The organism is Streptomyces sp. NPDC059142, assembly GCF_042755665.1.
In the GTDB taxonomy this organism is placed as follows: Bacteria; Actinomycetota; Actinomycetes; order Streptomycetales; family Streptomycetaceae; genus Streptomyces.
This window is the reverse complement of record NZ_JBHZDA010000063.1, coordinates 19,020-37,642: the sequence shown is the minus strand read 5'-3', so window position 1 is coordinate 37,642 and position 18,623 is coordinate 19,020. Positions and strand designations below refer to the sequence as shown.

General features: G+C 73.3%; 16 protein-coding genes. 9 read left to right on the top strand and 7 right to left on the bottom strand.

Annotated features, from left to right (window positions below):
- Positions 1-165: 165 nt before the first annotated feature.
- The 6 genes from ACFXPK_RS22070 to ACFXPK_RS22045 all read left to right on the top strand — a co-directional run bounded on the left by ACFXPK_RS22070 (position 166) and on the right by ACFXPK_RS22045 (position 4,704).
- Positions 166-840: an amino acid ABC transporter permease gene (locus ACFXPK_RS22070; protein WP_384995385.1), complete on the top strand. Its 675-nt coding sequence runs from the start codon at positions 166-168 to the stop codon at positions 838-840.
- Entirely contained in the window at positions 837-1,751 is a 915-nt protein-coding gene (locus tag ACFXPK_RS22065; RefSeq protein WP_384995382.1) for an amino acid ABC transporter permease, read from the top strand. The genes ACFXPK_RS22070 and ACFXPK_RS22065 overlap by 4 nt, the downstream gene beginning before the upstream one ends.
- Positions 1,752-1,897: 146 nt before the next feature.
- Positions 1,898-3,559 carry an FAD-dependent monooxygenase gene (locus ACFXPK_RS22060; protein WP_385077877.1) on the top strand — a complete coding sequence of 554 codons (1,662 nt, stop codon included), beginning with the start codon at positions 1,898-1,900 and terminating at the stop codon, positions 3,557-3,559.
- Between the two features lie 32 nt (positions 3,560-3,591).
- Positions 3,592-3,678, top strand: coding sequence for a putative leader peptide (locus ACFXPK_RS22055; RefSeq protein ID WP_311605579.1), 87 nt, complete (start codon positions 3,592-3,594; stop codon positions 3,676-3,678).
- Positions 3,679-3,754: 76 nt separating this feature from the next.
- Positions 3,755-4,321, top strand: coding sequence for a cysteine dioxygenase (locus ACFXPK_RS22050; protein WP_385077874.1), 567 nt, complete (start codon positions 3,755-3,757; stop codon positions 4,319-4,321).
- Positions 4,318-4,704 carry a rhodanese-like domain-containing protein gene (locus tag ACFXPK_RS22045; RefSeq protein WP_385077871.1) on the top strand — a complete coding sequence of 129 codons (387 nt, stop codon included), beginning with the start codon at positions 4,318-4,320 and terminating at the stop codon, positions 4,702-4,704. The genes ACFXPK_RS22050 and ACFXPK_RS22045 overlap by 4 nt, the downstream gene beginning before the upstream one ends.
- 486 nt (positions 4,705-5,190) lie before the next feature.
- On the opposite strand, the gene recX is transcribed toward ACFXPK_RS22045, so the two are convergent.
- The gene (gene recX, locus ACFXPK_RS22040; protein ID WP_385077868.1) at positions 5,191-5,772 is read right to left on the bottom strand and encodes a recombination regulator RecX; all 582 of its coding nucleotides are present in this window, start codon (positions 5,770-5,772) and stop codon (positions 5,191-5,193) included.
- A 9-nt stretch (positions 5,773-5,781) separates the two neighbouring features.
- Positions 5,782-6,906 carry a recombinase RecA gene (gene recA, locus ACFXPK_RS22035; RefSeq protein ID WP_384995371.1) on the bottom strand — a complete coding sequence of 375 codons (1,125 nt, stop codon included), beginning with the start codon at positions 6,904-6,906 and terminating at the stop codon, positions 5,782-5,784.
- A 445-nt stretch (positions 6,907-7,351) separates the two neighbouring features.
- On the opposite strand from recA, the gene ACFXPK_RS22030 reads away from it, so the two are divergent.
- The gene (locus ACFXPK_RS22030; protein WP_385077865.1) at positions 7,352-8,998 is read left to right on the top strand and encodes an alpha/beta hydrolase; all 1,647 of its coding nucleotides are present in this window, start codon (positions 7,352-7,354) and stop codon (positions 8,996-8,998) included.
- Positions 8,999-9,031: 33 nt separating this feature from the next.
- Here ACFXPK_RS22030 and ACFXPK_RS22025 read toward each other — a convergent pair whose 3' ends face one another.
- Together ACFXPK_RS22025 and ACFXPK_RS22020 are read right to left on the bottom strand one after the other, a co-directional pair.
- Entirely contained in the window at positions 9,032-10,150 is a 1,119-nt protein-coding gene (locus ACFXPK_RS22025; protein WP_384995420.1) for an AI-2E family transporter, read from the bottom strand.
- Positions 10,151-10,377: 227 nt separating this feature from the next.
- Positions 10,378-10,572: a DUF3046 domain-containing protein gene (locus tag ACFXPK_RS22020; RefSeq protein WP_384995367.1), complete on the bottom strand. Its 195-nt coding sequence runs from the start codon at positions 10,570-10,572 to the stop codon at positions 10,378-10,380.
- Between the two features lie 80 nt (positions 10,573-10,652).
- Here ACFXPK_RS22020 and ACFXPK_RS22015 point away from each other — a divergent pair, with 80 nt between their 5' ends.
- Positions 10,653-11,594, top strand: coding sequence for a hypothetical protein (locus ACFXPK_RS22015; RefSeq protein ID WP_385077862.1), 942 nt, complete (start codon positions 10,653-10,655; stop codon positions 11,592-11,594).
- Between the two features lie 89 nt (positions 11,595-11,683).
- On the opposite strand, the gene ACFXPK_RS22010 is transcribed toward ACFXPK_RS22015, so the two are convergent.
- The 3 genes from ACFXPK_RS22010 to ACFXPK_RS22000 all read right to left on the bottom strand — a co-directional run bounded on the left by ACFXPK_RS22010 (position 11,684) and on the right by ACFXPK_RS22000 (position 13,892).
- Positions 11,684-11,992, bottom strand: a complete 309-nt coding sequence (locus tag ACFXPK_RS22010) for an AzlD domain-containing protein (protein WP_384995365.1) — start codon at positions 11,990-11,992, stop codon at positions 11,684-11,686.
- Positions 11,989-12,861 (bottom strand): AzlC family ABC transporter permease, encoded by an 873-nt coding sequence (locus ACFXPK_RS22005; protein ID WP_385077860.1) that lies wholly within the window; start codon positions 12,859-12,861, stop codon positions 11,989-11,991. The genes ACFXPK_RS22010 and ACFXPK_RS22005 overlap by 4 nt, the downstream gene beginning before the upstream one ends.
- Before the next feature lie 197 nt (positions 12,862-13,058).
- Positions 13,059-13,892: an AraC family transcriptional regulator gene (locus ACFXPK_RS22000; RefSeq protein WP_385077858.1), complete on the bottom strand. Its 834-nt coding sequence runs from the start codon at positions 13,890-13,892 to the stop codon at positions 13,059-13,061.
- Between the two features lie 108 nt (positions 13,893-14,000).
- On the opposite strand from ACFXPK_RS22000, the gene ACFXPK_RS21995 reads away from it, so the two are divergent.
- Positions 14,001-18,620, top strand: coding sequence for an ATP-dependent helicase (locus tag ACFXPK_RS21995; RefSeq protein ID WP_385077855.1), 4,620 nt, complete (start codon positions 14,001-14,003; stop codon positions 18,618-18,620).
- Positions 18,621-18,623 lie beyond the last annotated feature (3 nt).

Sequence of the window (18,623 nt, the reverse complement as noted above, 5' to 3'; positions counted from 1 at the left end):
ATTGTTTTGGGTGTGTTGGCGGTGCCCCCAATCTGGGTCCCGCAAAACAAAAAGAACGAGCCCGCCCCTAATCTCGCCGCCGGGCGGTGTGCGACGCTGGTCGGCGCCGCGGGCGGGGCGGGCGGCGCGTACCGACCAGCAAACCAGGGGAGAGCGCGGGGCATCGTGTTCGACTTTCTTGATTCCGGGCAGTACGACCTGCTCGGCGCCTTCTGGGTGACGGTGCAGCTCACCCTCTATTCCGCAGTGGGGTCCCTGATATGGGGAACCCTCCTGGCCGGGATGCGTGTCAGTCCCGTACCACTCATGCGCGCCTTCGGCACCGCGTACGTCAACTTCATCCGTAACACCCCGCTGACCGTGGTACTCGTCGGCTGTTCGCTGGGGCTCGGCCAGACGCTCCAGATCAAGCTGGGCGGCGAGAACTTCGAGTCCATCGGCTTCCGGCTCGCCGTACTGGGCCTGGTCGCCTACACGGGCACCTTCGTCTGCGAGTCCCTGCGCTCCGGCATCAACACCGTGCCCGTCGGGCAGGCGGAGGCCGCCCGCGCACTGGGGCTGAGCTTCTTCCAGGTACTGACGCTGATCGTGCTGCCCCAGGCGTTCCGCTCCGTGGTGGCGCCGCTGGCCAACGTGCTGATCGCGCTGACGAAGAACACGACCATCGCGGCGGCCATCGGCGTCGTGGAGGCCGCGGCCCTGATGAAGTCCATGGTCGAGAACGAGACCAGCGCGCTCTTCGCCGTCTTCGCGGTGTTCGCCTTCGGCTTCGTCGTTCTCACTCTCCCCACCGGCCTGGTTCTGGGCTGGGTCAGCAAGCGCGTGGCGGTGAAGCGATGAGTGGCACGTCCGTTCTGTACGACGCCCCGGGCGCCCGCGCCAAGCGGCGCAACATCCTCTACACCGTCCTGTTCGTGGTGGTCTTCGCGCTCGCCGCCTGGTGGGTGCTGGCCACGATGGCCGAGAAGGAGCAGCTCGCCTCCGAGAAGTGGAGCCCGTTCGTCACGGACGGCGCGGTCTGGACGACGTATCTGCTGCCCGGACTCGGCGAGACCCTGAAGGGCGCGGCCCTCTCCATCGTGATCGCCCTGCCGGTCGGGGCGCTCCTGGGCATCGGCCGGCTCTCCGACCACGCGTGGGTACGGGTCCCGGTCGGCGTGGTCGTGGAGTTCTTCCGCTCCCTGCCGGTCCTGATCATGATGGTGTTCGCCTCAGCGCTGTACGTCGAGTTCAGCAATATCTCCTCGGACGTGAGGCCGCTGTACGCCGTCGTGACCGGCCTGGTGCTCTACAACTCCTCGGTCATCGCGGAGATCGTCCGGGCCGGCATCCTCACGCTGCCGAACGGCCAGACCGACGCCGCGAAGGCGATCGGGATGCGCAAGGGCCAGACCATGTCGTACGTCCTGCTGCCGCAGGCCGTGACCGCGATGCTGCCGGCCCTGGTCAGCCAGCTCGTGGTGATCGTCAAGGACACGGCGATCGGCGGCGCGATCCTCGGCTTCCCGGAGCTGCTCTCGCAGAACCGGACGATCACCGCGAACTACGGCGCGAACACCATCGCCACGCTCGTCGTGATCGCGCTGATGTACATCGCCCTGAACTTCGCGCTCACGAGTTTCGCCGGGTGGCTGGAGCGGCGGCTGCGGCGCGGCAAGAAGAGCACCGGAGCGGTCCTCGGAGCCGGGGAGCCCCATCTTTCCCACGGTCCGGGGCACACCATGGACGGCGGCAACTCCTCTGGCGTATGAGGCAGCCGGTACAGGGGGTGTGCGCGCCGACCAGCCCGTCGCTTGACGCGGGCACCCCCAGTAGGTTGCATACGTTCTGTGATCACACACCGGGCTCCTGCCGCCGCCCTTGACCGTATGACCGCACGGGCCCGAAGGGGCGCGCCGTGGACCCGGTGATCGTCGTCGGCGCGGGCCCGGTCGGGCTCGCCCTCTCGCTGGCCCTCGCCGGACAGGGCGTCCCCTCCGTGGTGCTGGACGAGTCCACCGGTACGGACGAGGCGCGCCCCGCGCGGACCGTCGTACTGCGCCCGGACACCACGGCGCTGCTGACCCGGCTCGGCTGCACCACCCTCGGTGACGAGGGCACCCACTGGGTCGGCTGGCGTCTGATGCGGCGCAAGCAGCTCATGCGGGAGCTGCCGCTCGGCGCGGCGGCCGGTGACGGCTCCCCGGCCCCTCTGCACATCCCGCAGCACGCGCTGACGAGCGGACTGCGCGCCGCCATCGCCGACGAGGGCCTGATCCGGCTGGTCCCCGGCAGTCGGCTGGACGCCCTGGAACAGGACGGCCACGGCATCACCGCGCACACCCGCGCCCCCGGGGCGACCTGGTGGCGCGGCAGCCATCTCGTGGGGTGCGACGGCGCCCGCTCCACGGTCCGCAAGCTGCTCAGCATCCGCTTCCCCGGGCGTACGGCGGTGGAGCGGCACGCGGTCGCCGCGCTCCGGGTGGATCTGCCATGGCCGGACGAGGCGCTGCTGCACCGCCGTCCGCCGTGGCCCGGCGGGGGCGAGGAGGTCTCCGCCAGGCCGCTCGCGGACGGGGTGTGGCGGCTCGACTGGCTGCTGCCCTCGCGCGGCGACCTGGTGACGCCCGAGGCCCTGGTGACGCGTTTACGGGACACCCTGGCCGGCTGGTGCGGCGAGACGCCGCCGTACGACCTGCTCGACACGGGCGTCTACACGCTGCACCACCGGCTCGCCCGGCGCTGGCGCGCGGGCCGCGCCTTTCTCGCCGGGGACGCCGCGCACCTGCTGGGCGCCGTCGGCACGCAGGGGCTCGACGAGGGGCTGCGCGACATCGGCAACCTCGCCTGGAAGCTCGCGGAGGACTGGCACCACGGGGCCTCGGAGACCCTGCTGGACAGCTACCAGGCCGAGCGGCGCACCGCCGTGGCCGCCCGGCTGCGCGCGGCCGACCAGTCGCTGCCGATACTGCGGGGCGGCGGCGCGCTGCGTACGTACATGCCGGGGGCGACGCGCGGGCACGACACGCTGCTCGCCGACGGGCATCTCGGGAACGGTCCGCTGGGCGCACCGCCTGCCTACCCGCACTCCCCCCTCGCGCCTCCGTACACCGGGACGCAGACGGCGGTGGGCACGCCCCCCGGCGGGCAGGTCGACGACGTACGGGTGACGGCGCCGGACGGCACGACCACGCGCCTCGGCGACCGGCTGGGCCGGGGGCGGCTGCTGGTGGTGCTGGTCGCGCCGGGCACCGGGGTCTGGGACCGGCGGCACTGGATGACGGCGGGGGTGATGCCGCGGCTGGCCGACGCGGTGACCGCCCTGCCCGTACGGGCGGAGCTGCTGGTCACCGAGGCGTACCCGGGTGCCTCCGCGCACAGCGTGCTGCTGGTACGGCCGGACGGACATCTGGTGACGGCGTTCGGCGGGGTACGGCCCGGGGACCTCTACGCGGCGGCGGACGCGGCGCGTGGCGGGGCTCCCCACCCGCCCTCGGGCGCCGCCGGTCCGCCGACGGCGCACACCGTCCCGAAGCCGAACGCTCCGGTAACCCCTGACCACACCGCGAACATCAATTGACCGCCACGGGCTCACATGGTGTACTCCGAATCGTGACTGACACCGATGTGCGCCTGTGGCGGAGGGTCCATATGGACCTGGTCCGCTATGCGGGCTGCGTGTGTCGTCCGTCCTGTTGATTCGCCGCTTCTCCACCCGCGCCCACCGCTCCGCGCCGCGGCAGGGCACCTTCGCGAACCTCTCAGGACGGTCACCATGTCTCTCCTTCCCGTAGGCACCTCCGCGCCCGTCACCGGGGCCGCACCGGCGTCCCCGGTCGCCCCGGTGGGCGGCCCCTCCCCCGCCGAACTGCTGGACTTCGTCCGCGGCACCGCCGCCGACCGCGCGCTGATCGCCTCGCTCCCGCTCGACCCCGAGGGCCGTACGTGGATCCGGCTGAACGGTCCCGGGGGCAGCGAGGCGTGGCTGATCGGCTGGCCGCCCGGCACGGGCACCGGCTGGCACGACCACGGCGGCTCGCACGGCGCCTTCGCCACGGCCTCGGGAGTGCTCAAGGAGGACTCGCTGGCGGCGCGGCTGCCCACCGAGGGGTGGAAGACCCTGGAGCTGGCCGAGGACGTCGACCGTGAACGTCAGTTGACGGCGGGCGAGGGCCGGGCGTTCGGCAGGCACCATGTGCACGAGGTACGCAACGAGTCCGGCGACACCCACGCCGTGTCCGTCCACGCGTACTATCCGCCGCTGCCGCTGATGCGGCGCTACAGCCGTACGGGCCAGGTGCTCCGTCTTGAGCAGGTCGAGCGTCCCGAGGAGTGGCAGTGAGCGAGCGGGTGGGCATAGACGAACTGCTGGAGCGGGTCCGCGCGGACCTGGACCGGCTGGAGCCCCGGGAGGCGTTCGAGGCCGCGGCGGGCGGGGCGCTGCTGGTGGACATCCGGTACGCGGCGCTGCGCGAGCGTGACGGGCTGATCCCGGGAGCGCTGGTCGTGGAGCGCAACGAACTGGAGTGGCGGCTCGACCCGCAGGGCAGCCACCGCGCCCGGGAGGCCACGAGCCATGAGCTGCGGGTCGTGGTCGTCTGCAACGAGGGGTACGCGTCGAGCCTCGCCGCGGCCTCCCTCCGGCAGCTGGGAGTGCACCGCGCGACCGACCTCGTCGGAGGCTTCCAGGCGTGGAAGGCCGAGGGGCTGCCCGTCGCACGGTGAGCGCGTGGGCGTTCACCGCCGCGCCCGTACGCGAATACGCCGGGACACGCCGGACCAGCACACCGCGCCGGAAGCCCGGGGCCGGAGTCCAGGGCCGTCGCTCCGGACGAGGACCGGGCACGAATGCGGACCGGGCACGAACGCGAGCAGGGCACGCAAGCGGGCCGAGTGCCGGACAGGCAACGAGTCCGGCTGCGCGGCACGGGCAGGCGCCCGGGCGGCTGCCACGGCCCATGCGGGGGCAGGCCGGACGCACGGGCGGTCCGGGTGCCTGGGCCGGGCCGGTTGCCCGGAGGACGCCGATGCCGGAGCGTGAGCCCGCCCGCTCCGGGGCCAGGCTGGGCGAGTGGCCAGACCGGGCGGGTGGCCAGACAGGGCCGATGCCCGGACGAGGGCCGGTTCCGTCACTGCCAGGTCCGGTGCCACGGCCGGCAGTCTGTGCCGGCGAGGCACGGCTCACCGGAGAGGCCCTGGTACACGCCCTGGTCAGTACACGCCCTCGTCCAGCCCCTCCGTGTCCTCGCCCTCCTCCTCCAGCGCCCGCTTGACCACCCGGAGCGCCATCCCCTCCGGATATCCCTTGCGTGCCAGCATCCCCGCGAGCCGGCGCACACGTCTGTCCCGCTCCAGGCCACGGGTGGCACGGAGCTTGCGGGCGACCAGCTCGCGGGCGGTCTCCTCCTCCCGCTCGGAGTCGAGCTGCCCGACCGCCTCGTCGATCAGGGCGGACTCCACGCCCTTCGTCCGCAGCTCGCGCGCGAGCGCGCGCCGGGCCAGACCGCGGCCGTGGTGGCGCGACTCCACCCAGGCGTCGGCGAACGCCGCGTCGTTGATCAGTCCCACGTCCTCGAAGCGGGAGAGCACCTCCTCCGCGATGTCCTGCGGGATCTCCCGCTTCTCCAGTGCGTCCGCGAGCTGCTTGCGGGTGCGCGGCGTGCCGGTGAGCAGGCGCAGACAGATCGCCCGCGCCCGCTCGGCCGGGTCCTGGGGCGGCAGCTCCTGCTCGGCCCTCGACGAGTCGGAGCTGCCGCCCGGCCTTTCGGTCCGTCGCCTCTTCGCATAAGGCACGGTGACGAACTAACTCTTGGCCGCTGCCGACTTGGCCGACCTGGCCTTGGAGGCGGCTGCCGCGGGCTTCGCCGGCTCGTCGCCGGTCGCGGGAGCACCCGCGGCGTCCGCGCCCGGCTCGGCCGTCGGCGCCTGCGGCTGGACCCCGACCCCCAGCTTCTCCAGGATCTTCTTCTCGATCTCATTGGCGAGATCGGGGTTGTCCTTGAGGAAGTTGCGGGAGTTCTCCTTGCCCTGGCCGAGCTGGTCGCCCTCGTACGTGTACCAGGCGCCGGCCTTGCGGACGAAGCCGTGCTCCACGCCCATGTCGATCAGGCCGCCCTCGCGGCTGATGCCCTGGCCGTAGAGGATGTCGAACTCGGCCTGCTTGAAGGGCGGGGACACCTTGTTCTTGACGACCTTGACGCGGGTCCGGTTGCCGACGGCCTCGGTGCCGTCCTTCAGTGTCTCGATACGGCGGATGTCGAGCCGGACCGACGCATAGAACTTGAGCGCCCGGCCACCGGTCGTGGTCTCCGGCGAGCCGAACATCACGCCGATCTTCTCGCGGAGCTGGTTGATGAAGATCGCGGTGGTCTTGGACTGGTTGAGCGCGCTGGTGATCTTCCGGAGCGCCTGGCTCATCAGTCGCGCCTGGAGACCGACGTGCGAGTCGCCCATCTCCCCCTCGATCTCCGCACGGGGCACCAGCGCCGCGACGGAGTCGATGACGATGAGGTCGAGGGCGCCGGAGCGGACCAGCATGTCCACGATTTCGAGGGCCTGCTCGCCGTTGTCCGGCTGGGAGAGGAGCAGATTGTCGATGTCGACGCCGAGCTTCTTCGCGTACTCGGGGTCGAGGGCGTGCTCGGCGTCCACGAAGGCCACCGCGCCGCCCATCCGCTGCGCGTTCGCCACGGCGTGCAGCGTCAGCGTCGTCTTGCCGGAGGACTCCGGGCCGTACACCTCCACCACGCGGCCGCGCGGCAGGCCGCCGACGCCGAGCGCGACGTCGAGCGCGGTCGATCCGGTGGGGATGACCTCGATGGGATCGTTCGGCCTGTCGCCCATGCGCATCACTGCGCCCTTGCCGAATTGCCGTTCAATTTGTGCGAGAGCGGCGTCGAGCGCCTTCTCGCGGTCGGTTCCTGCCATGGGTTCCACCCGATTTGCTTGAGTCGATCGCTTCACGTCAATGACGCTATCCCCTGCCACTGACAACGCGCCCCCGGCGCCTCCCCGCCTGTGGACAACCGCGGACGACTCGGCCGGGCCGGGCACCGGCCGGACGCCCCCGTCACGCCACCACACAACCCCGCCGGCGGGCCAGGGAAACACCGGCGACTCCCCCATAAGAATGGATGTTCGATTTTGGTGTCAAGCGACACTCGCCGGACGCGCGGACGCGTGGGGCGGGCGGCCCGGGGCGGGCACCGCCCGCCTCACGGACGGGCCACCGCCTACAACTCGGGGACCACCCCAGGCCGTTGCGTCACTCTCTGGATGTACGGGAGGTGCGGCCCGGCGAGGGATTCGCCCGCGGGGCCCGCTCCTGAATGATCTTTCCTGTCCCGAACAGAAGACCGGAAGGATCGATACTGTGCGCAGACGACGTCTCGCGCCCCTGCTGGCCGTGAGTGTCACGGCCACGCTGGCTCCCGTGCTCGCCACCTCGACGGCCACCGCCGCTCCGGCCGCCACCCCGTCGGCCGCCTCCACGTCCGCCGCCCGGAGCGCGCTGGATGGGTACAAGAAGCAGAAGCCGCGGTGGGAGCGGTGCGACGCCGGCTCTCCGGCGGAGTTCGAGTGCGCCACGATCAAGGTTCCGCTGGACTACCGGGTTCCCGGGGGCAAGCGGATCGACCTGGCCATATCCCGCCTCAGGAGCACCGCCCCCGACAAGCGGCGCGGCGTCCTGCTCTCCAACCCCGGCGGTCCGGGCGGAGAAGGGCTCCACATGCCACTGGGGATGCAGGACAGGCTCCCCGCGTCCGCGCGGCAGAAGTACGACCTCATCGGCTTCGACCCGCGCGGGGTGGGACGGAGCAGCCCGGTCTCCTGCGGCCTGGAGCCGGACGAGGAGAACTGGCTGCGACCGTACAAGGAGGAGACCTTCGGCAAGGACATCGCCTGGGCACGCGACGTCGCGGACAAGTGCAGGGAGAAGGCGGGCGGCACGCTCCCGCACATCACCACGCGGAACACCGCGCGTGACATGGATGTGCTCCGGGCGGTCCTGGGCGAGAAGAAGATCTCGTACGTGGGGTACTCGTACGGCACCTATCTGGGCGCCGTCTACACCCAGCTCTTCCCGGGCCGGGCGGACCGGTTCGTGCTGGACAGCGCGATCGATCCGGCGCGCGCCTGGCGGGGGATGATCCAGTGGTGGGCGGAGGGCGCCGAGCCCGCGTTCGACCGGTGGACCGAGTGGGCCGCAGAGCATGCGGAGAAGTACGGCCTCGGTGCCACCCCGAAGGAGGTCGGCCGGACCTTCTGGGATCTGGTCGCGCAGGCAGACGAGAAGCCCATCGAGGTGGACGGCTGGGCGAACACCGGCGACGACATCCGCAGCGGTATGCGCGCGGCGGTCTTCAGCCCGCAGTACGCCTCCGAGGGGCTGGTGGAGCTGAAGAAGGCCGCGGCCGGCGAGCCCGCCTCCGCGAAGAAGCTCGCGGCGTTCATCCGGCCCGAGGGGTCCGGGACGGCGAGCGCCGCCGCTGCCACTGCCGAGACGCCGTCCGACAACCTCACGGCGAGCCTGCTGGCCGTGGTCTGCAACGACAACTCGGCCGCGTGGCCCCGCGATCCCGAGAGCTACCGCCGGGACGCCATCGAGGACAAGGGCCGCTACCCGCTCTTCGGTGACTTCGCGTCCAGCATCAAGCCCTGTGCCTTCTGGGACAGTTCCGTGGAGCCGGTGACCGAGGTGAGCAACACGGTCGGCTCCCTGGTCGTCCAGAACGAATGGGACTCGCAGACCCCGCTCGCCAGCGGCCAGGCCCTGCACGCCACTCTGAAGGGCTCGAAAATGGTCACCGTCCTCGGCGGCGAGGGTCATGGCGTCTACCCGAACGGCAACGCGTGCACGGACGGCACCGTCAACGGCTACCTGGTCACCGGCAAGCTCCCGGCGAAGGACGTGATCTGCCGGGCGACGGCCGACTCGAACGCGGAGGCTCGGAAGAACCAGAAGCGGGACGTGCTCCCCGGATCTCCGCTCCCGCGGCGCGCTCCGGACCGCTTCTGACCCCGGTCGCGCGGCCGGCCCCGTCGGACCGACTCAGCCGTCGTCCCCCGTGCGCGGCTCCCGCCGTATCCGGCCCAGCAGCGGGACTCCGCGGCGGCGTCTGCCGCTTCCTGCCCGCGGATCGTCCAGCACGTCGTACCGCTTCACGTACACGCTGAGAAACGCCTGCAACGTGGCGACGGCGGGGATCGAGATCAGCGCCCCGACGGGGCCCAGCAGCGCCGTACCCGCGATGACCGAGCCGAAGGCCACCGCCGGGTGGATGTCCACGGACCGGGCGGTGAGCTTGGGCTGGAGCATGTAGTTCTCGAACTGCTGGTAGATCACGACGAAGCCGAGGACCCACAGCGCGTACCAGGGGTCCACGGTGAAGGCGATCAGCATGGGCAGGGCGCCCGCCATGTACGTGCCGATGGTCGGGATGAACTGGGAGACCAGCCCCACCCACATCGCCAGTGCCGGCGCGTACGGCACGCCCAGGGCCTCCAGCAGGATGTAGTGCGCGACACCGGAGATCAGGGCCATCAGTCCGCGCGAGTAGAGATACCCGCCGGTCTTCTCGATCGCGATCTCCCAGGCCCGCAGGACCTCGGCCTGCCGGGCGGGCGGCAGCACGGAGCAGAGCGCGCGGCGCAGCCGGGGCCCGTCGGCGGCGAAGTAGAAGGAGAACAGGAAGACCGTCAGCAGCCGGAACAGTCCGCCCAGCACGGTGGCGGAGACGTCGAGGACGCCGCTGGCGCTGTTCTGCACGTACCTCTGGAGCCAGTCGGAGTGCAGCAGGCTGTCCTGGACGGCGACCCGGGACAGCTCGGTGTGGAACGTCAGGTTGATCCACTTGATCACCGAGTCGAGGTACTGGGGGAAGGAGTCCACGATGTCGATGATCTGACTCGCCAGTATGGAGCCGAGCATGACCACGAAGCCGGCGCTCGCGATCAGCACCCCGAAGAAGACGAGGAAAGTGGCGAGTCCGCGCCGCATCCCGCGGTCCGCCATGCGGCTGACCGCGGGCTCCACCGCCAGCGCCAGGAAGAAGGCGATCAGCACATTGATCAGCAGCCCGAAGAGCTGATGGAACGCCCAGACACCGAGCTGGAAGCAGGCGACGAGGCCCAGGGCGAGGAGCATGGCCCTGGGCAGCCAGCGGGGCATGCGCTCGCCCCCGCCGTCCCGGTCGGCCGGGCGCGGGAGCGGCCCCGCGGGCGGCGCGGCGCGCGGGGGCTGCGGCGCGGAGTCCGGCGGAGGGATCGACGGTTGTACGTCCGAGGCGGTGCTGTCGTTCGGTGCCACGGGGTCAGTCTGGACTACGGCGCCGACATCCGGCCCCGCGGTCCTGGCTTCGGCCCCGGATCCCGGCCTCTTTCCGGAGGGGCCGGGCGTCAGCGCTTCTCGGGCGGGACGCCCATGGCGGCGCAGACGGCCCGCCAGACCTCCTTGGTCTCCCAGCCCGCTTCGAGCGCCTCGTGCACCGTACGGCCGCCCAGTTCGGCCATCACATGGTCACGGGCGAAGGAGTCCGCGTAGGCGGCGCCGAAGTGGTCCGCCATCCGCTCCCAGAAAATCGTCAACCGCATGCGCCCAGTATCCCGCTCCTCCGAGTGCGGTCCGGCCCCGTCCCCCTCGTACGCCGCCTTCCGCGCCCTACCGTCGGACCATGGCCGGCATCACAGCTTCCACCGTGTCCCCGCTCGCCCGCGCCGAGCACTTCGTCTGGCTGACGGCGAGAGTGCTCGAACAGCGCCGGTTCGCCTACCACTTCCTGGACGACGGGACCGGCGAGGGCCGGGGTGAGGACGCGGTCGAGGCCGCTCTCACGGCGTACCGCGGGGAGGACGGCGGATACGGTCACGCGCTCGAACCCGATCTGCGGGGCCCCGTGAGCCAGCCGCTCCACACGGCGCACGCCCTGCGGATCCTCGACTCCATCGGCCGCTGCCAAGGAGTGCGGGCCGAACGGATCTGCCGCTATCTCACCTCGGTGTCGACCCGGGAGGGCGCGCTGCCCGCACCGCGTCCTTCTGTGCGCGGCTATCCGTTCGCGCCCTTCCTCCCGGTCGCCGACCGCCCGCCGGGCGATCTGCTCGCGACAGGCCCGGTGGTCGGGCTGCTGCACCGCAACGAGGTCTGGCACGCCTGGCTCTTCCGCGCCACCGACTTCTGCTGGGCGGCGGTCGAAGGACTGGAGGAGACACATCCGTACGAGGCGGAGGCGGCGGTGGCCTTCCTGGACGGCGTCCCCGACCGGGCGCGCGCCGAGGCGGCGGCGGACCGGCTGGGGCGGCTCGTACGGGAGCGGCGGCTGGCGGTGCTGGACCCGGAGCGCCGCGGCGCGTACCCGGTGGCGCCGGGGTACGCGCCGGGCGACCACCACTTTCCGTACGACTACGCGCGGGTGCCCGGATCGCTGGCCAGGCGCTGGTTCACGGACGAGGAGATGGAGCGGTCGCTCGACTTCCTCGCCGCGCGGCAGGGCGAGGACGGCGGCTGGCCGGCCGCCCGGCGGACGTGGGCGCCGGGCGGCGTCCTGGAGTGGCGGCCGATCGTGACCGTCGAGGCGCTGCGGACACTGCGCGCCCACGGACGGGCCCTCGCCTGACCGCCCCCCGGCGTACGGAATGCCGCCCCGTACGCCGCGGTACGGCACCGTAGGCCGCCCGGGAGGGCCCGAGCGCCCCCGGACCCCTGTCAGCCGGACAGTGCCCGTACGACCGCCGTGACGGCCACGGCGGCCCCCACGACCACCAGGAACGGGGCGCGCAGCACCAGCGCGAGCGCCGCGGCGGCGAGCCCCGCGCCCCGGGCGTCCAGGACGAGCGCGCCGTTCGCGCTGAAGGTCTGCTGCGCGGTCAGCGCGGCGAGCAGGGCGACGGGCAGCAGCGCGGACAGCCGCTGGACGAGCGGGCGTTCCAGCACCCCCGCGGGCACGAGGAGTCCCAGCAGCTTGAGGAGGTAGCAGCCGACGGCGGTCGCGCCGATCGCGATCCAGACGGTCATCGGTCGGTTCCCTTCGTGCGGCCGGAGCCCTCCGACGGGCCGGAGGAGGGCGTGCGGCGGGCGCCGAGCGCGCGGCCCTTGAGCCAGAGCACGGCGGGTGCGGCGAGCGCGGCGACGAGCACCGGGACCCCGCCCGGCAGCACCGGCAGCAGCCCGAGCCCCAGGACGACGGCGAGGCCCGCGACGGCCCGCTCCGTGGTGGTACGGAGCATCGGCGCGAGCAGAGCGAGGAAGACGGCGGGCCCCGCTGCGTCGAGCCCCCACGCGGCCGTGTCGCCCAGGGCCTCCGCGCCCAGCGCCCCGGCCAGGGTGGTCAGGTTCCACAGCACGTAGAGCGTGACGCCGGTGACCGTGAATCCGATCCTGGCGGCGCGCCGGGTCGGCTGGGCGAGGGAGACGGCGGCCGTCTCGTCGATCACCCACTGCGCGGCGAACGGGCGCACGGGGCCCGGCAGGCGCAGCAACTGGGAGAGTCTGAGGCCGTAGAAGGCGTTGCGTACGCCCAGGAAGAACGCGCCCGCCGCCGCGGTGAAGGGGCTCCCACCGGCCGCGAGCGCTCCGACGAGGGCGAACTGCGAGGCGCCGGTGAAGACCAGCAGGCTGAGCGCGCAGATCTGTGCCACGGTGAGCCCCGCGCCCGCCGCCGTGACGCCGAAGGCGAAGCCCGAGAGTCCGACGGCGATACCGACGCCGAGGGCGTCGCGCACCACGGCGGAGTCGGGTTTCGCCTCGGGGCCGGGACGAGGGGTCTGGCCGGGACGAGAGGTCTGGTCGGTACGAGGGGCGCGGTGCGGGGTGCTTCCCCCGGGACCGTCCCCCGGTATGCCGGCCGGTATGTCCGCGGAAGCGGACGCTGTCTGTTCTGCCACGCCGCGGACGCTACGCGGCACGGGGCCTGCGGGTCTTGTACATTCTTGCGCCCCGCCCCGCACCGCCCCACGCAGCATCGCACCGCCCCGCACCGCTACACGCCGCCGCGCATCCCACCGCCCCACGCCGCCGCGCATCCCGCCGCGCCTCCCCGAGCCGCCTCCTTGTGGGCGGGGCGGCGCCGCCCCGCCCGGTGTCAGCGGGGGTGCCGCCCGGTCCGCTCCCTGCGGTACGCGCCGGGCGGGACCCCGACGATGCGGCTGAAGTGCCGGTTGAGGTGGGGCTGATCGGTGAACCCGACGGCCACCGCCGCCTCGGCGGGCCCCGTACCGGCGTCCAGGAGGCTGCGTGCACGGCGCACCCGCGCATCGGTGAGCCAGGTGTGCGGCGGCAGCCCGTAGGCGCTCCTGAAGGCGCGCAGCAGGGCGAAGGGGCTGGTCCCCAGCTCGGCGGCGAGCCGTTCCAGGGACGGCGGGTCCGCCATCCGCTCCTCCAGGACGGCCCGCGCCCGCGCCGCGATCCGCGCCCCGGCGCCCCGTACGGTGCGCTGCGGGAGAGGTCCGCCGTTCAGCCGGAGCAGCCGGGTCACCACGACCCGCAGCAGGGTGTCGGCGGCGAGCGCGTTGCCCTCGTCGGCGGCGCGCAGCACCTGGTGGACGAGGCCGGCGGCGTACGGGTCGTCGATCACGGGGGACACGAAGCCGGGGGTGCCGCGGATCGTGGTGGTCTCCTGCGCGATGGCGGCGACGACGTCCGGTGCCGGGTAGACGGCGCCGTACTGCCAGCCCTCCGGGTCCTGGGCATGCCCGGTGTGCGGGGTCTCCGGGTTGACGAGCGCCAGCGAGCCGGGGCCCGCGTACTGGTCGACGCCGCCGTGGTGGAAGACCTCCACCCCCTCCGTGATGGCGGCGATGACGAAGGACTCGTGCGTGTGCCGCAGAAACGTCTTGTCGATGTAGTGCGCCCGCAGCAGATCGACATCCGGGAGCTCGGAGTAGCGCCAGTGCCGTGCCTGCTCCCGGGTCCCCATGCCCCCATTCTGCGCCGCCCGCACCGCGCGGACCGCCCCGGACCTCGGCGGCGGAGCCGTTTGCCCAGGTCCGGGCGATTGTCAGTGGCCGGGTGCACGATGGGGGGCATGGCAGCTTCCGCGCTCGACTCCTTCTCCCCCGCGACCCGCGGCTGGTTCACGGGGGCCTTCTCCGCGCCCACCGCGGCGCAGGAGGGCGCCTGGCGCGCGATCCAGGAGGGGTCGGACGTGCTGGTGGTGGCGCCGACGGGCTCCGGCAAGACGCTGGCCGCCTTCCTCGCCGCGCTGGACCAGCTCGCTTCGGCGCCGCCGCCCGCCGAGGCGAAGAAGCGGTGCCGGGTGCTGTACGTGTCGCCGCTGAAGGCGCTCGCGGTCGACGTGGAGCGCAATCTGCGCAGCCCGCTCACGGGGATCCGGCAGGAGTCCGTGCGGCGCGGACTGCCCGAGCCCCAGGTGCGGGTCGGTATCCGCTCGGGCGACACCCCGCCCGCCGACCGCCGGTCGATGGCGACTCGGCCCCCGGACATTCTGATCACCACACCCGAGTCGCTGTTCCTGATGCTCACGTCCTCCGCGCGGGACGCGCTCGCGGGTGTCGAGACGGTGATCCTCGACGAGGTGCACGCCGTGGCGGGGACGAAGCGCGGCGCGCATCTCGCCCTCTCTCTGGAGCGGCTCGACGAGCTGCTGCCGCGCCCCGCCCGCCGGATCGGTCTGTCGGCGACGGTGCGTCCGGTGGAGGAGGTGGCCCGCTATCTCTCGCCGCAGCGCCGGGTGGAGATCGTCCAGCCGCCCTCCGGCAAGGAGTTCGACCTCTCCGTCGTCGTCCCCGTCGAGGATCTGGGCGAGCTGGGCGGCTCCCCCGCCTCGGAGACGGAGAGCGGGGAGAAGCCGTCGATCTGGCCGCATGTGGAGGAGCGGATCGCCGATCTCGTCCAGGCCCACCGCTCCACGATCGTGTTCGCCAACTCCCGTCGCCTGGCGGAGCGGCTGTGCAACCGGCTCAACGAGATCGCGTACGAGCGCGCGACGGGGCGGACGATGTCCGAGGACCACTCCCCGGCCGAGGTGATGGCCCAGGCGGGCGCGGCCAGGGGAGCCCCTCCGCTGCTGGCCCGCGCGCATCACGGCTCGGTCTCCAAGGAGCAGCGCTCCCAGGTCGAGGAGGACCTCAAGGCGGGCCGGCTGCCCGCCGTCGTGGCCACCTCCAGCCTGGAGCTGGGCATCGACATGGGCGCCGTCGATCTGGTCGTCCAGGTCGAGTCCCCGCCCTCGGTCGCCTCCGGACTCCAGCGCGTGGGCCGGGCCGGCCATCAGGTCGGCGCGGTCTCCACGGGCGTCGTCTTCCCGAAGTACCGCGGCGACCTGGTGCAGGCCGCGGTGGTCACGGAGCGGATGCGCGGCGGGTCCATCGAGGCGCTGCGCGTGCCCGCCAATCCGCTGGACGTGCTGGCCCAGCAGCTCGTCGCCATGGTCGCGCTGGACACCCGCCAGGTGGACGACCTGCTCGCGGTGGTCCGCAGGGCCGCGCCGTTCGCCTCCCTGCCCGACTCCGCGTTCCACGGCGTGCTGGACATGCTCGCCGGGCGCTACCCCTCCGACGCCTTCGCCGAGCTGCGGCCCCGGGTGGTGTGGGACCGCCTCGCGGGTACGGTCACCGGCCGCCCGGGTGCCCAGCGCCTCGCCGTCACCTCCGGCGGCACGATCCCCGACCGGGGCCTCTTCGGGGTCTTCCTCGCCGGCGCCGACCCCAAGAAGGGCGGCGGCCGGGTCGGCGAGCTGGACGAGGAGATGGTGTACGAGTCCCGGGTGGGCGATGTCTTCACGCTGGGGACGACCTCCTGGCGGATCGAGGACATCACCCGTGACCGGGTCCTGGTCACCCCGGCCCCCGGCGCCCCGGGGCGGCTGCCGTTCTGGAAGGGCGACCAGCTCGGCCGCCCGCTGGAGCTGGGCCGCGCGGTCGGCGCGTTCCTGCGCGAGGTCGGCTCCCTCCCGGAGGAGGACGCTCGGCTACGGCTGATGACGGCGGGCCTGGACGACTGGGCGGCCGGCAATATGCTGTCGTACCTGGACGAGCAGCGCCGCGCCTGCGGGCACGTCCCCGACGACCGGACGATCCTGGTCGAGCGGTTCCGTGACGAGCTGGGCGACTGGCGCGTGGTGATCCACTCCCCGTTCGGCGCCCAGGTGCACGCCCCGTGGGCGCTGGCCCTGGGTGCCAGGCTCTCCGAGCGGTACGGCATGGACGCGCAGGTGATGCACGCCGACGACGGCATCGTGCTGCGACTGCCCGACGCCGATCTGATGGGCCTGGACCTCCTCGACGAGGAGCCGGGCCGGCTCGGCACCGCCTTCGACGGCGAGCAGGCCCCGCTGGGCGCCGCGGACGTCGCCTTCGACACGGGCGAGATCCGCGGGATCGTCACCGAACAGGTCGGTGGCTCCGCCCTGTTCGCCGCCCGGTTCAGGGAGTGCGCCGCGCGGGCGCTGCTGCTGCCGCGCCGCAGCCCCGGCAAGCGCACCCCCCTGTGGCAGCAGCGCCAGCGCGCCGCCCAGCTCCTCCAGGTGGCGAGCGAGTTCGGCTCGTTCCCGATCGTGCTGGAGGCGGTCAGGGAGTGCCTCCAGGACGTCTTCGACGTCCCCGGCCTCACCGAACTGATGGGCGACATCGAGGCCCGCCGGGTCCGGCTCGTCGAGGTCACCACCCCCGAGGCGTCGCCCTTCGCCAGGTCGCTGCTCTTCGGCTACGTCGCGCAGTTCCTGTACGAGGGCGACTCGCCCCTCGCCGAGCGGCGGGCCGCCGCCCTGTCCCTGGACTCCCGGCTCCTCGCCGAGCTGTTGGGCCAGGCCGAGCTGCGCGAGCTGCTCGACCCCGAGGTCCTCACGGAGCTGGAACGCGAACTCCAGTGGCTGACGGAGGACCGGCGCGTCAAGGACGCCGAGGGCGTCGCCGACCTGCTGCGGATCCTCGGTCCGCTCACCGACGGCGAACTGGCCGAGCGCGGCGCGCCGGTGGCCTGGGCGCAGGAGCTGGCCACGGCCCGCCGCGCCATCAGGGTCCGGATCGCCGGGGCGGACCACTGGGCGGCGATCGAGGACGCCGGCCGGCTGCGGGACGCCCTGGGCACGGCGCTGCCGGTCGGTGTCCCCGAGGCGTTCACCGAACCGGTCAAGGACCCGCTGGGTGATCTGCTCGCCCGCCACGCCCGGACGCACGGGCCGTTCACCTCGTCCTCGGCGGCCGAGCGCTTCGGTCTGGGGACGGCGGTCACGGACGGCGCGCTCCAGCGGCTCGCGGCGAGCGGGCGGATCGTCCAGGGCGAGTTCCATCCCTCCGGCATCGGTCAGGAGTGGTGCGACGCCACGGTGCTCCGCAGGCTGCGCCGCCGCTCCCTGGCCGCGCTGCGCCAGGAGCTGGAGCCGGTCGCGCCCGCCGCGCTCGCCACGTTCCTGCCCCAGTGGCAGCATCTGAGCGGCGACAGCCTGCGCGGAATCGACGGGCTGGCCCGCGCCGTCGAGCAGTTGCAGGGCGCCCCCGTCCCCGCGTCCGCCCTGGAGAAGCTGATCCTGCCGTCCCGGGTCGCCGGCTACGCCCCGGCGCTCCTGGACGAACTGACCACCACGGGCGAGGTGGTGTGGGCCGGAGCCGGCGCCCTGCCCGGCAAGGACGGCTGGGTCTCGCTCTATCTCGCCGACGCCGCCCCGCTGCTCCTCCCGGCCCCGCACCCGCTGGAGCAGACCGCCCTGCACGCCTCGGTGCTGACCACCCTCTCCGGCGGGTACGGACTGTTCTTCCGCCAGATCGCCGACCAGGTCCGCGCCACCACCCACCCCGAGGCGACCGACCCTCAACTGGCCGACGCCGTCTGGGACCTGGCCTGGTCGGGGCGGCTCACCAACGACACGCTGGCCCCGCTGCGCTCGCTGCTCGGCTCCGGCCGTACGGCGGGCGCCACCGCCCATCGCGCGCGCCGCCCGGTGCCCCGCGGCCGGTACGGCACACTCACGGCCGCGGCCAGACCCGCCTCCCGTACGGGCCCGCCGACGGTGAGCGGGCGCTGGTCGCTGCTGCCCGAGCCGGAGCCCGATCCCACGCACCGCGCGCACGCCCTGGCCCGTACGCTCCTGGACCGTCATGGGGTGGTGACCCGGGGCGCGGTCGCGGCCGAGGGGGTGGCGGGCGGCTTCTCCGCCACGTACCGCGTGCTGTCGGCCTTCGAGGACAGCGGCCAGGCCAGACGCGGCTATGTCGTAGAGGGGCTGGGCGCCGCCCAGTTCGCGATGGACGGCGCGGTCGACCGTCTGCGCGCCGCGGCCACGGCCCGCGACCGCGCCCCCGAGCAGTCCGCGCCCCGGGCCGTGGTGCTCGCCGCGGCCGACCCCGCCAACGCCTACGGGGCCGCGCTGCCCTGGCCGGAGCCGCCGGACGGCGCGGGCCACAAGCCGGGGCGCAAGGCCGGCTCCCTGGTCGTCCTGGTCGACGGCGAGCTGACCCTCTACATGGAGCGCGGCGGCAGGACCCTGCTGGCGTGGGCCGCGGATCCGCAGGCCCCGGAGCTGGCGGCCGCCGCCGGGGCGCTGGCCGACGCGGCCCGCGCGGGCGTGCTCGGTACGGTCACGGTCGAGCGGGCCAACGGCACCCCGGCCCTGACCTCACCGCTGGGCCGGGCCCTGGAGTCGGCGGGCTTCCACGCCACCCCCAGGGGCCTGCGCCTGCGCGCCTGACCT